12 protein-coding genes are annotated in these 11,977 nt (G+C 71.1%); 5 read left to right on the forward strand and 7 right to left on the reverse strand.

Annotated elements, in window-relative coordinates; genetic code table 11:
- Positions 1–72: 72 nt before the first annotated feature.
- The 3 genes from D7V97_RS13735 to D7V97_RS13745 all read left to right on the forward strand — a co-directional run bounded on the left by D7V97_RS13735 (position 73) and on the right by D7V97_RS13745 (position 2,452).
- Positions 73–447 (forward strand): DUF2256 and DUF3253 domain-containing protein, encoded by a 375-nt coding sequence (locus D7V97_RS13735; RefSeq protein WP_120611080.1) that lies wholly within the window; start codon positions 73–75, stop codon positions 445–447.
- A 122-nt stretch (positions 448–569) separates the two neighbouring features.
- A complete protein-coding gene (locus D7V97_RS13740; protein ID WP_147444810.1) occupies positions 570–1,181 on the forward strand; it encodes a hypothetical protein in 612 nt (203 codons plus the stop codon).
- Positions 1,182–1,189: 8 nt separating this feature from the next.
- On the forward strand, positions 1,190–2,452 hold the full coding sequence (locus D7V97_RS13745) for a trans-acting enoyl reductase family protein (RefSeq protein ID WP_120611082.1): 1,263 nt from the start codon (positions 1,190–1,192) through the stop codon (positions 2,450–2,452).
- A 43-nt stretch (positions 2,453–2,495) separates the two neighbouring features.
- Here D7V97_RS13745 and D7V97_RS13750 read toward each other — a convergent pair whose 3' ends face one another.
- Complete coding sequence (locus tag D7V97_RS13750) at positions 2,496–3,629, reverse strand: bifunctional methionine sulfoxide reductase B/A protein (RefSeq protein ID WP_120611083.1); 1,134 nt, start codon at positions 3,627–3,629, stop codon at positions 2,496–2,498.
- 237 nt (positions 3,630–3,866) lie between these two features.
- Here D7V97_RS13750 and D7V97_RS13755 point away from each other — a divergent pair, with 237 nt between their 5' ends.
- Positions 3,867–4,163: a hypothetical protein gene (locus D7V97_RS13755; protein ID WP_120611084.1), complete on the forward strand. Its 297-nt coding sequence runs from the start codon at positions 3,867–3,869 to the stop codon at positions 4,161–4,163.
- A 192-nt stretch (positions 4,164–4,355) separates the two neighbouring features.
- Entirely contained in the window at positions 4,356–5,186 is an 831-nt protein-coding gene (locus D7V97_RS13760) for a class I SAM-dependent methyltransferase (RefSeq protein ID WP_120611101.1), read from the forward strand.
- Here D7V97_RS13760 and D7V97_RS13765 read toward each other — a convergent pair.
- The 6 genes from D7V97_RS13765 to D7V97_RS13790 form a co-directional block, all read right to left on the reverse strand.
- Positions 5,173–6,717: a hypothetical protein gene (locus D7V97_RS13765; RefSeq protein WP_120611085.1), complete on the reverse strand. Its 1,545-nt coding sequence runs from the start codon at positions 6,715–6,717 to the stop codon at positions 5,173–5,175. The genes D7V97_RS13760 and D7V97_RS13765 overlap by 14 nt on opposite strands.
- A gap of 12 nt (positions 6,718–6,729) precedes the next feature.
- Positions 6,730–7,392: a hypothetical protein gene (locus tag D7V97_RS13770; protein ID WP_233582759.1), complete on the reverse strand. Its 663-nt coding sequence runs from the start codon at positions 7,390–7,392 to the stop codon at positions 6,730–6,732.
- Entirely contained in the window at positions 7,382–8,806 is a 1,425-nt protein-coding gene (locus D7V97_RS13775; RefSeq protein ID WP_233582761.1) for a hypothetical protein, read from the reverse strand. The genes D7V97_RS13770 and D7V97_RS13775 overlap by 11 nt, the downstream gene beginning before the upstream one ends.
- 102 nt (positions 8,807–8,908) lie before the next feature.
- Positions 8,909–10,270, reverse strand: a complete 1,362-nt coding sequence (locus D7V97_RS13780; RefSeq protein WP_120611086.1) for an AAA family ATPase — start codon at positions 10,268–10,270, stop codon at positions 8,909–8,911.
- An 84-nt stretch (positions 10,271–10,354) separates the two neighbouring features.
- The gene (locus D7V97_RS13785) at positions 10,355–11,200 is read right to left on the reverse strand and encodes a family 16 glycosylhydrolase (RefSeq protein WP_120611087.1); all 846 of its coding nucleotides are present in this window, start codon (positions 11,198–11,200) and stop codon (positions 10,355–10,357) included.
- A gap of 28 nt (positions 11,201–11,228) precedes the next feature.
- Positions 11,229–11,975, reverse strand: coding sequence for a Type 1 glutamine amidotransferase-like domain-containing protein (locus tag D7V97_RS13790; protein ID WP_120611088.1), 747 nt, complete (start codon positions 11,973–11,975; stop codon positions 11,229–11,231).
- Positions 11,976–11,977: the final 2 nt, after the last annotated feature.

Raw genomic sequence — 11,977 nt, forward strand, 5'->3', positions numbered from 1 at the left:
GTGGGCGATCAGTGAGGGCTCCGGCAGCGGGCGCGGCTGAAACCCTGTGCGGGGACGGGCATCGGAGCGCGCATGGCGTCCCCTCCGCCTCCCAAGCCCTGCGCCGTCTGCGGCCGCGCCATCACCTGGCGCAAGAAGTGGGCGCGCGACTGGGAGTCGGTGCGCTACTGCTCGGACGCGTGCCGGGGAAGGCGGACCCAGGCGCGTGATTCCCCGCTGGAGGCGCTCATCCTGGAGCTGCTGGCCCGGCGGGCAGGCGGCGCCACGGTGTGTCCCTCCGAGGTCGCCCGTGCGGTGGGGGACGACGACTGGCGCTCCCAGATGGAGCCCGTGCGCGAGGCGGCCCGCAGGCTCGTCGCGCGCGGGGTGCTGGACATCGTGCAGGGCGGGCGCGTGGTGGACCCTTCCACCGCGCGCGGCCCCATCCGGCTGCGCCTGCGTCCCTGACGCCGGTGTGGAGCGCACCACAGGGGGAGGCCCTGTCACGGAATCCTGCTTGCGCGCACATGGAGGGTCCGATTACGCGCAGGCACCGGCTTCGCGCCGTCCCCTTCGACTCCGAGGCAGCCATGAACTGGAAGCGTTCGATGCACCCGACCTGTGTCGTCATTGCCGCCGTCGCTCTCGGCTGTGGAGGCACGGAGCTTCCGGAGGACGCGTCCTCCGCCGCCTTCGTCACGTCGAGCGCGAGCCTCACGGACGTGAACGCGGTGCGCCCGAACGCCGCGGTGGCGCGCTCCGGTGTGCGCGGCGTCCCTGACGACGTGAACCTCGTCAACGACGTGAAGGACACGGTGCAGCCGGACTTCGACGCGACGTACATCGAGGGCAACGGCTCCAGCAGCTCCGTCGACTTCACCTATCCCGCCATCGGCTCCGGCGACGTGCTGGTGACGAGCGTCAACGTGAAGTACTTCATGCGCAACGCGAGCTGCACCGCGCCGCTCATCTGTGGCCAGGGCGGCAGCGTGCTGCTCCAGGGCAACACGGTGCTCGCGCGCTCCACGGTGACGCACTCCCTGCCGGACATGACGCAGGGCTGGTACCTCTTCAACGACACGTACACCCTGTCGCCCGCCGTGCCGCTGTCGCAGCTGCGCACCCGCATCACGATGACGTGGCCGGGGCGCTCCACCTTCGGCATGCGCCTGTCCACCGTGGCGGCGGACTTCCGGTACTAGGAGACCTCATGGCCGGCGAGAAGAAGACCGAGTTCGACATCGTCCTGTGGGGTGCCACGGGGTTCACCGGCCGTCTGGTGGCGGAGTACCTGGCCCGCTCGCAGGACGCGCACGGCGCGAAGTGGGCGCTCGCGGGACGGGACCGGGACCGGCTGGAGAAGGTCCGCGCGGAGCTGGTGAAGCTGCAGCCCGCGTGCGCGGACCTGCCGCTGGTGCTCGCGGATGCGAAGGACAGCGCATCCCTGGCCGCGTTGGTGGCGCGCACGCGCGTCGTCATCTCCACCGTGGGGCCCTACAACCGGTACGGCAGCGAGCTGGTGGCCGCGTGCGTCAGCGCGGGCACGGCCTACTGCGACCTGACGGGCGAAGTGCAATGGATGCGCAAGATGATCGACGCGCACGACGCGCACGCGCGGGAGACGGGCGCGCGCATCGTCCACACGTGCGGCTTCGACTCCATCCCCTCCGACCTGGGCGTGCTGCTGCTCCAGGACCACATGCGTGAGAAGCACGGCGGCCACTGCGACCACGTGCGCTACCACCTGACGCGCATGCGCGGCGGCTTCAGCGGCGGCACCATCGCGAGCATGCTGGACACGCTGGACGCGGTGAAGGCGGAGCCGTCGCTGCGCCGCGTGCTGACGAGCGCCCACGCGTTGGATCCGGAGCCCGGTCGGGGCACGAAGGAGGAGCGCGACCAGATGACGGTGCGCAAGAGCCCGGACACCGGGGGCTGGACGGCGCCGTTCGTGATGGCGTCCGTCAACACGCGCGTCGTGCGGCGCTCCAACGCGCTGCTAGGCTTCCCGTGGGGCCGCGACTTCTTCTACGCGGAGGTCTCCGACTTCGGGCCCGGTCCGAAGGGGCTCGCGCTGGCGGCGGGCACCACCGCGGGGCTGGGCGGCTTCATGGCCGCCACGAACGTGTCCGTGGTGCGCGGCCTGCTGGAGAAGCACGTGCTGCCCGCGCCCGGAGAGGGCCCGTCCGCCACGGCGCGCGAGCGGGGCTGCTTCGAGGTGCGCCTGCTGGGCGAGGGGCTGTCCCCCAAGAGCGGCCAGCGCGTGAAGGTGGAGGGCACGGTGGCGGCGCAGGGAGACCCGGGCTACGCGGCGACGTCGCGCATGCTCGCCGAGTCCGGCCTGTGCCTCGCGTTCGACACGCTGCCCAAGCGCGGCGGCGTGCTCACCCCCGCGTCGGCCATGGGCATGGTGCTGGTGGAGCGCCTGCGCAAGGCGGGGATGACGTTCGAGGTCCACGACCGCGCCGCGTGAAGCGCGCCGGGGCCCGTGGCCATCGCACGGGCCCCACGCTTCTTCAGTCGCGCAGGTAGTGGCAGGTGTAGCCGCCCGGGTTCTTCACCAGGTAGTCTTGGTGGTAGCCCTCGGCGGGGGTCCACTCGCCCGCGGGGGCAATCTGCGTGACGACGGGGCGGGGCCACTTGCCGGACGCGTTGACGCGGGCCTTCACCGCTTCGGCCGTCTTCTTCTGCGCGTCCGACAGGTAGAAGAGGGCGGAGCGGTACTGCGAGCCCACGTCATTGCCCTGGCGGTTGAGCGTCGTGGGGTCGTGCATGCGGAAGAACCACTTCTCCAGCAGCCCCTCGTACGTCAGCAGCTTCGGGTTGAAGACGACGCGCACGGCCTCCGCGTGGCCCGTCGTCCCCAGGTGCACGTCCTCGTAGGTGGGGTGCTCGGAGTCCTTCGAGCCGCCCGTGTAGCCAACCTCCGTTTCGATGACGCCGGGGATCTTCCGGAGGATGTCCTCCATGCCCCAGAAGCACCCGCCCGCCAGGTACGCCGTCTCCGTGGTGGCCTCCGGCTTCGGGGCCGCGCGACCGAAGGCTGGCAGCCACGCCCCGTAGCCCTTCGCGGCCAGCTCGCCCACGGGGATGAAGCGCAGCGACGCGGAGTTGATGCAGTAGCGCAGGCCCGTGGGCTCCGGCCCGTCCTCGAAGACGTGGCCCAGGTGCGAGTCACCGTCCTTGGAGCGCACCTCCACGCGCACCATGCCCAGGCTCGCGTCGCGCTTCTCGACGACGTGCTCCTTGTCGAGCGGCTTCGTGAAGCTGGGCCAGCCGGTGCCGGACTCGAACTTGTCGCGTGAGGAGAAGAGGGGTTCGCCGCTGACCACGTCGACGTAGAGCCCTTCCTCGTGGTGGTTCCAGAAGGCGTTGCGGAAGGGCGGCTCGGTGCCCTCCTTCTGGGTCACCTGGTAGACGGAAGGGGGCAGGGTGCGCCGCAGCTCTTCGTCGGAGGGCTTGGTGAACTTGCGGCCGTCCTTCACCGGGCCAGCGGTGGCGGTGGCGGAGGTCGTACCCGGGGGAGCGCCGCGCGCCTCGGTGCACGCGCTCAACACCGCGACCAGGGCCAACGCGACGGGCCACAGCCGGCGCGCCACCGTCGGCAGGGCACGGCGGGCGGGGTGGGAGACTGCACGGGCGGACGACATGGACTGGGGCCTCCGGACGCGCCCGGGGTGGACGCTCCTGTTGGGTACGCGGGAGCCCCGGGTGCGGTTTCAACGATTGTTGACTCCTGGCGCACACCGGGCGACCGGACGGGCCATCCCGCGTCCACCCGGAGACCCATGCAGTGGCCGGGACGGCGGCTCGGCGCTACGTTTGGACCCGCAAGGGAAGGGGCGCCGATGAGCCAGGGACGTGGGCCGAAAGGTCCAATCGGACGGGTGACGGGCATCTCGCGGGCCGAGGGCGCCAGCGTCGTCGCGCGCATCCGGGCGCTCCAGCGGGTGGAGGGCGCAGCGGCCATCTCCGCCAACGGCACCCCCCGGCGCTCGTTCGCGGAGGTGATGGAGCGCCACGCCCAGGGGCAGAACTGGGCGGAGCCCCTGCCGCTGCCCGCGACTCCGAAGGCCCTGCCGCCGCCCGTGCGCGGTTACGAGGACGCGGAGTTGATGACCGCCGAACCCGCGCCGGACACCTTCGTCGGCCTGATGTGGTCGAAGCTGAAGCGCTCGCGCTGAGGCCCTGGCCCGGCTGTGGGGAGTGGATGACCGCCGAGCCCGAGCTGGACACCTTCGTCATCTTGATGCGGTCGAAGCTGAAGCGCTCGTGCTGAGGCCCTGGCCCGGCCGTGCGCCATCCGCACCCCACCGAGGGGCTCTCCGGACGGCAGGCAACTGTGCCGCGCGTGCGCGGTAGGCTCCCCGGCCTTGATGACCTCCTCGTCCGGGCCACCGCTCACTTCCCTCCGCCACGCGCTGGTGGTCACCACGTCGGACCGGGTGGACAACGCGCTCGCGCAGCGCGCACGCGAGGCGGCGGAAGGCGTGGGCGTGCCGTACGTGGAGCGCCACCACAAGCTGCCGCTGAAGAAGCTGCTCACCGACACCGCGGACGCGCTCATCGTCTTCGAGTCCACCGCCGTGTCGCTGGTGGACGCGGAAGGAACGCTGCGCTTCTCGCCAGGGCTCGCGCACCTGCGCGTGAAGCAGCTGGACGCGGGTGTGCCGGAGGACATGCTGCTGCGCATCGCGGAGCTGCACGAAGGGGAGCGCGTGCTGGACTGCACGCTGGGCCTGGGCGCGGATGCACAGGTGGCGGCGCGGCTGGTGGGACCGTCGGGGCACGTCACCGCGCTGGAGAAGAGTCCCGCGCTCTACCTGCTGGTCCGCCACGGGCTGGAGGGCCTGCCGCGCCATCCCGCGTCCTGCGCGGTGGAGGTGGTGCACGCGGACGCGGCGGCACACCTGCGCACGCTGCCGGACGGCGCGTTCGACGTGGTGCTCTTCGATCCGATGTTCGAGAAGGAGCGCAAGTCCTCCATCGCGTTCGAGACCCTGCGCCGCCACGCGGACTACGCACCGCTGACACGCGACACGGTGGAGGAAGCCCAGCGGGTCGCGCGCCGCGCGGTGGTGCTCAAGGGCTCGCGCTACTCCCGCGACTTCAAGAAGCTGGGCATCACCCCGGAGCCCGCCCGGCCCAACGCCACCGTGCTCTGGGCGAAGCTGCCGGGACGGGGCGCTGGCCTCAGGCGCGCTTGAAGGCGCTCGCGTCGGGCAGGCCGCTGCCGCCCAGGTCCGCGCCCATGGCGGTGAGGATGCCCGAGTAGATGTCCGGCTCGTTCGACGTGAGCTTCCCCGGCTGGGCCACTCCGGTGCGCGCGTCGAAGCCGTAGGTGAGCGTGGTGTTCGGATCCACGCCACCCAACACGGTGTTGCCCTTCACCATGGGGGACAAGAGCAGGAAGCCGTTGTTGAGGTCGTGGCCCGAACCGAACTCCGTGGCGTTGGCGGGGCGAGGACGGGTGCGGCCGAACTCCGTGGCGACGTAGATCATCGTGCGGTCCCACATGGACTCGCCGGTGCTCGCGTCGAACGGCTCCGCCTTGAGCAGGGTGATGAGCGAGTCCACCGCGCCCAGGATGCGCGCCCACATGAAGGCCTGGCCGCCCCGGTGGTCGTTGTGGCTGATGTCGAACGCGAGCGGCGGGTTGGCGATGCCGTTGGCCCCGCCCACCGCGACGTTGAAGTCGGGCCCGAGCGTCACCGACACCGACACCCGGTACTTGAGCAGGAGGAACGCGAGCGCGGCCTGGCCCTCCACGGGGTCGGTGAAGAACGCGGGGAAGGCCGCGCGCAGCCGCGCTCCATCCGGCGAGCTGTCCAGCCCGTACTGCGACAGGGGAATCTGCGGCGGCGCGTTGGGCAGGATGTTGAGCCGGGTGATGAGGTCCATGCCCTCCAGCTTCGGCTGCTGCACGGTGCGCTGTTCGTTCCAGCGCTTGAGGGCCGCGCTGTCCTGGAAGGTGCGGCCGAAGATGGACTTCTGGTCCAGGGCGTTGCGCGTGGAGCGCGCCAGCGCGATGACATCCTTCGACGGCGCGTTGGCGATGCCGCGCGAGCCGTCCAGACCCAGCGGCCACAGCGACGGGTTCACCACCGTCTCCCCGAAGCAGGCCAGGGGCAGGCTGTCGTCGGTGCCGCGCTCGGCGTAGCCGCCGGTGCCCATGTTGACGTTGGGCAGGGGCATGCTGGCGCCCCACTGGAGCGCGACGGCCTCCTGGAGCGTGCGGCCCCGCCACGCGGCGTTGCCCGTGAGCGAGCGCTTCTGCGCGATGCCGTGGTTCACCGACGTGCCCACGGAGGTGGCCACCAGCATCTCGTTCATGTGCTTCTTCACGAACGCGAGCTGGTCGGTGTTGACGGGGATGGGGATGCTGCCCAGGCGCGTGTTGCTGTACTTCACCGCGCGGAAGGGGCTGCCCGTGACGGACTGCACCTGCGCGTCCGGGAAGGTGTTCACCCCGCCCGCGTTGGCGGACTCGGACTGGCGCACCGCGAGGAAGCTGTCGACGATGGACGCGCCGCCCGCCGCTCCGATGACGATGAGGAACTTCGGCTTGCCGTCGAGCGCATCGCGCTTGCGGCCCAGCTTCTCCAGGGCCTCGGGCGTCTCCAGCGATTCACGGCAGCCGGAGAGGAGGGGACCCAATGTGGCGGAGCCCGCCGCGCAGAGCGACAGCGCCCGCAGCATCTCCCGACGCGACAACCGACCGGTGTGTTTGAGGGTCATGGACGGGGTTCCTCAGTAGAAGACGGCTTCAGCGGAAGAGAAGACAGCGAGACACGCGGCCTGCATCCAGGCGATGCCCGGGTTGGGCGTGCCGGTGGCCTCCACATCGCGCGCCAGCTGCACCAGCGTGTCGCGCTCCTCCTGGGTCGGGTCGCGCAGCCACGCGCGCCGCACCAGCGAGGTCAGGGCCGTGGCCACCGCGGGGCTCGCGGCGTCCTGGAGCTTGCCGCCCGTGAGCGTGACGTCCTTGAACACCACCGCCGAGGACGGCGCGTTCACGTCCAGCGCGATGCGCGCGTTGCAGGCGGAGAGCACGGTGCGCTCCACGGCGAGCGGCGTGGCGGCGCCCGTCACGGGGGCCGTCTCGTAGACGCTGTGCTGGTACGGATCCACGCCGCCCAATGCAACGCCATGCACGCCCAGGCACGGGTACTGGCCCAATTCGTTGCACACGGCGGACGCGGGCAATTCCAGCGCCTGCGCCAGGTCCAGGGACAGGCGCTCCGGACCCTTGAAGCGCAGGTTGCCCTTCTGGGACCTCGCGACGCCACCGTCGTAGGTGGGCGTCACGCCGGGGCCGGCGCCGGGGCCCAGGTCGATGGCGGTGGGCGGCTTGTCGGAGCAGCCCGTCACCGTGAGGAGGAGGCAGGTCAACAGCAGGCGTTCAGGGCGCACCGTAGGCCTCCGTGCGGATGAGGTCGTGAAGCATCTTCTGGACGCGGTAGTTGTGCGTGGTGCGGAAGGCCTTCCACGTGCGGACGAACTCCTCATTCTCCTCGGGCGTGGGCGGATGGCCGAGGAGCAGCTTCCAGTAGTCGGTGACGGTGGAGATGGCGAACGCGTCGCTGTTGGAGGCGACCTGCGCCCACTCCAGGAGGTTGTTCACCGGCTGGCCCAGGATGACGCCCTTCTCCGGCGTCTGGGCCAGGGTGGCGTCGTTGGGGAACAGCAGCTCCAGGCGGTTGGGCAGGTAGCGGTTGGAGAGCGCACCGCTGATGCCGTTGTAGTTGCGATACGGATACGACAGCGGGTCGAGCGTCGCGTGGCACGCCGCGCACTGCTCGGCCTTCACGCCCTTGGCGTCGTAGTCACGGGGCTCGCTGGCGACGCTGTGCAGGCCCTCCTGCCTGGCGATGTCCAGGCCCAGGTACGCGCGGTACATCTGCGAGGCGGCGTTGCGCGGCAGCGCGGTGAACATCACGAACGCGGTGAGCGTCCACGCGCTCGTCATGTTGCCGGCGCGGTGCAGCGCGTCCACCGTCTGGGAGGACGTGGAGGTGACGGACGTGTACGTGGTGGGGTTCGCGCCGGAGCGCTTGACGAAGAACTTCGCGGTGAGGACGTCGCGCGCGTCGTGGTCATCCGTCTGGGACCAGGCGAAGAGGGCGTAGTCGTCGTAGTAGTCGGCCAGGGGAATCTGGCCCGCGTCCTCGCCCGACTTGATGGAGCCGACGGGGCGGATTTTGGGGTGCGCGACCTTCCACAGCTGCCCGTGCTTGCCGCGCCAGAAGTCGCTCTGGAGGCAGCGGTCCAGCTCCTGGTCGATGAAGGCGCGCTTCTTGTCCTCGTTGCCCAGCTCCAGGAACGTCTGGACCTGCACGTAGGTGGGGGACACGCCGCAGAAGTCGCTCAGCAGCCGGCGGTACACGAAGCGCGAGTCGTACTGGCAGACCTTGAACTGGGGGTTCTCCCCGCCGCCGCAGATGCCGCTGGGAGGGACGCTGGTGGCGTCGCCGGGCAGCGAGCCCTGCTCGATCTCGAACTGGTTGGGGGCCTTGTCGCCGTCGGTGTCCTCGGCGGCGATGGCGCGGAGCGCGGCGGGCAGCCCGAGCGCGAAGTCCTCGTCGGACAGGGGGCGCGGCTTGCCGGGCGCGAGCGCGGCCTCCAGGGCGGTGCCGTAGGCGTTCCGCTGGGGCGGGGCGACGTGGCAGTAGGTGCAGGCGGGCTGGGTGCCCTGGCATGCGGGCGCGGAGGGGTACTCGGCGCAGAAGGTGCTGGGGCCGGGGGGTTTGGCCCCGGCAGGGGTCGCGAACCCCAGCAGCAGTCCGAGCACCAGCCAGCGGCTCGGGGTTTCAGGAAGTGGGGGCACGCGGGCTCCGGAAACGGGGACAGGTCCTCAAGTACGGACACACCAACCCCGTGAATCAGAAACGGTTTCGGAGATTCGTGCGAGTGGGGAACTGTCGGACCTTCACCACCGTGTCCGCTCGATGAGGTGGCGGGCGAGGGGAGCCGTGGAGAGGAGGGACACGGGGGCGCCCGCGACGCGCTCGACCTCCTCCAGGTGTTGGCGTGCTGCGTCGGTGAGCTGCTCGAAGCGCCGCGTCGCCCAGTTGCTCTCGGACAGGTCGCCCACCAGGCCCAACGCCAGGTCCGTGGGTGCGTTGAGCGAGGCGGCCCTGCGCAGCCGCACCCAGTCGAACCCGGCACCCTGCCGCGCCTCCGCCTCCGACAGGGGCCCTGAACGGCATACCAGGAGCGTCCGGCGCACGCGGCCCGGCGCGATGCCTGCCTCCGCCAGACAGCCGCTCGCCGTCGTGTCGCGCGCGAGGGCTCCGGGATGCGGGTGCCCGCTGCCTTCGAGGAGCACGCGGTGTCCCCGCGCGAAGGCGTCGTCCAGCACGTCGGCGGTGGGCCGCAGGAAGGGCTGGAGCGCCGCGACGTCCCCGGCGGGTCGCACCCTGGGAGGTTCGGCCTCCAGTTCTGGTGCCCCTCCGTGAAGGACGACGGCCGCGGGGTCGATGAAGAGCTGTCCGGGCGGGAGCCTCCGGTCCTCCATCTCCAGGCGCAGGCGCTCCAGGGACAGGGGCGTCCCGGGCCCCAGCACCACCCAGGCACCGGGTGCCGTGCGGGTGCCCGAGGGGAGTTGCTGGAAGCGGGTGAAGTCCGCGGGCCCAGGCTGTCCCGCGTGGAGCCCGCCGACGCGGATCAGCACGTCGTAGCCCGGAGCGACATGCTCCGCGACCCGGCCCGTGTCCTCATGGCAGTGCGGGCCTCCGATGAGCACGTCCACGAGCCGCTCGTCAGCACGTCCGAACAGCCCGAGCTGGCAGGCCACCCGCACGAGCACGGCGTCAGGCGTGGTCCGCTGCGTGTCCACGACGAGCTCCGCGAACGGCGCCAGCTCCTCCACCGCAAGCTCGGCGGGGTGCGCGCGAGCCTCTTCGAAGGTGGCGCCCGGCATGCGCGAACGCCGGGCCAATTCCTCGTCCGACGCATGCAGGTGCACGTGCACGACACGCGCTCGGGGACTCCTGCGAAGCGCCTCCACCTGGAGCGCGCTGCTCACGGCGTCCACCACGATGAGCCGGGTGCGGGGCTCCCGGGAGGTGAGCACGGCGTCCGCCAGCCAGTGTCCTCCGGTCTCCTGGTCCAGCGTGGCGCTCATGTCCCGCAGCGGGCGCAGGCCCTCACCGTTGCGCGGGAAGCACTCCTGGAGGAGGTCCCGGGTGCTGAGCTGAAGCGCGCCGAACCGCTGCGCGAGTCGTTGCGCGAGGGTCGTCTTCCCCGCGCCGATGGGCCCCGACACCACCACCACCACCGTGACCGTCATGCTGCTTCCTCCGTGGAGAGGAACCAACTTGGAGGCACGGCGCCGGGCTTTCCATACCCCGTAGGAGGGAGGGCGGAGCGCTGACTACCGCCGCTGCGAGACGCGCACCCAGTCCACTTCCATCGTCTGGGGCGCATCGCGCACCAGGTCCGCGGTGGCCTGCGGCACGCCGAAGTACGGCTCCTTCGCGCCGTTGACGCCGGATGGGTAGCTCCCGCCCACGGCGAAGTTGAAGATGATGAACAGGGGCTTGTCGAAGGCCCAGGCGCCGTGGCGCTCGACCTCCGCGCGCGTCGTCGTCTTCACCAGCGCCCCATCGATGTACCAGCGGATGTCCGAGGCTGAGGACTCCACGCGGTACTCGTGCCAGTCGCTCACCGGTGTGCGCGGGTTGAACCGACCGTTGATGGGCGTGTTGCCGGAGTAGCCCGGGCCATGCAGCGCGACGGAGATCCAATCGCCGTAGCCAACGTTCTCCATGATGTCGAGCTCGCCACACCCCGGCCAACCCGCTGTGCGGATGTCACTGCCCAGCATCCAGAACGCGGGCCACAGGCCGATGCCCACCGGCAGCTTGATGCGCGCCTCGACGCGGCCGTGGCTGAACTCCCGCTTGCCTGCGCTCTCCACGCGGCCTGACGTGAACGGGTAGCCGTTGGCGGTCTGCAGGCGCGCGGTGAGCTTCAGCGTGCCGCCGCCCACCGACACGTTGTCGGGCGACGTCGTGTACTGCTGCTGCTCGTCGTTCACGTGCACGTCGGTCTGGATGATCCAGTTGGACGCATCGACCTTGTCGCCGTCGAACTCATCGCTCCAGATCTGGACCCACTCGTCCCCGGCGCGCTTCTCCGCGACCGGTGCTCCGGCGCAGGCCGTCAGCCCCAACACCAGCGCCCACGCGCCCACGGTCCTGCTCGGTCTCGATGCCATCGTTGTTCCTTGAAGATGAGGCGAAAACCTACTGGAGCCGCCGTCGGTCCACGGGCGCGTTCGGGGGCTCGCCGCGATAGGGCACGGCGGGGGGCAGCAGCATCGACTCATGCAGCCGCCCCTCCACGTCCAACGACAGGTCCACCACGGGCTGGCGCACGGGCTCCACGCTGCCGTCCGCGTGGAGGAGCACCCCGCCGCCGTGCGGGATGCCGAGCCCCCGCGTGGGCAACCCCATTCGCCGCACCGCGAGCTTGAGGCCGGGCCAGTCCGCCGGCTCATGCACGCCGATGAGGTAGGGCGTGAGCCCCAGCGTGGGGAAGGGCTCACCCTCCTCGGGCAGGTCCTCGCACCACGCGCCTGGCCCCAGGTGCATGGCGCCCGCGGACACGCCCATCAGCACCGCGCCCGCCTCGTGACGCTCGCGCAGGAGGGCGTCCACCCCGTGCGCCTGGAACGCGTCCCAGCCCACGCGCGGGTTGCCGCCCGCGAGCAGGATGACGTCCGCGTCCTTCAGCCACGCCAGGTCCTGCGCGGAGGGCGCGGCCGGAATGCTCCGGCAGCGGGTGATGCCGATGCCCTCCATGGCCGCGGTGAAGATTTCATAGAAGGCCGGCTCGTCGCCGTTGGACGCGCCCAGGTAGGCCGCGCGCACGGGCGGCACGCGCAGGTCCGCCCCGGTGTGCACGCGCACGAAGTCCAGGAAGGGGCGCCCCTCCACGCGCCAGAACAGCGGGGAGCTGTCAGCCAGCAGGAGGAGGGGCGGAAGCGACATGC

Source organism: Corallococcus sp. CA053C (genome assembly GCF_003611675.1).
Classification (GTDB): Bacteria; Myxococcota; Myxococcia; order Myxococcales; family Myxococcaceae; genus Corallococcus.

What these genes read in the sequence shown, in the direction of transcription:
- D7V97_RS13785 (WP_120611087.1), bottom strand. Translation starts at nt 11,200, where the DNA reads ATGGCATCGAGACCGAGCAGGACCGTGGGCGCGTGGGCGCTGGTGTTG.
- D7V97_RS13735 (WP_120611080.1), top strand. Translation starts at nt 73, where the DNA reads ATGGCGTCCCCTCCGCCTCCCAAGCCCTGCGCCGTCTGCGGCCGCGCC.
- D7V97_RS13750 (WP_120611083.1), bottom strand. Translation starts at nt 3,629, where the DNA reads ATGTCGTCCGCCCGTGCAGTCTCCCACCCCGCCCGCCGTGCCCTGCCG.
- D7V97_RS13790 (WP_120611088.1), bottom strand. Translation starts at nt 11,975, where the DNA reads ATGTCGCTTCCGCCCCTCCTCCTGCTGGCTGACAGCTCCCCGCTGTTC.
- D7V97_RS13780 (WP_120611086.1), bottom strand. Translation starts at nt 10,270, where the DNA reads ATGACGGTCACGGTGGTGGTGGTGGTGTCGGGGCCCATCGGCGCGGGG.
- D7V97_RS13740 (WP_147444810.1), top strand. Translation starts at nt 570, where the DNA reads ATGAACTGGAAGCGTTCGATGCACCCGACCTGTGTCGTCATTGCCGCC.
- D7V97_RS13765 (WP_120611085.1), bottom strand. Translation starts at nt 6,717, where the DNA reads ATGACCCTCAAACACACCGGTCGGTTGTCGCGTCGGGAGATGCTGCGG.
- D7V97_RS13760 (WP_120611101.1), top strand. Translation starts at nt 4,356, where the DNA reads ATGACCTCCTCGTCCGGGCCACCGCTCACTTCCCTCCGCCACGCGCTG.
- D7V97_RS13745 (WP_120611082.1), top strand. Translation starts at nt 1,190, where the DNA reads ATGGCCGGCGAGAAGAAGACCGAGTTCGACATCGTCCTGTGGGGTGCC.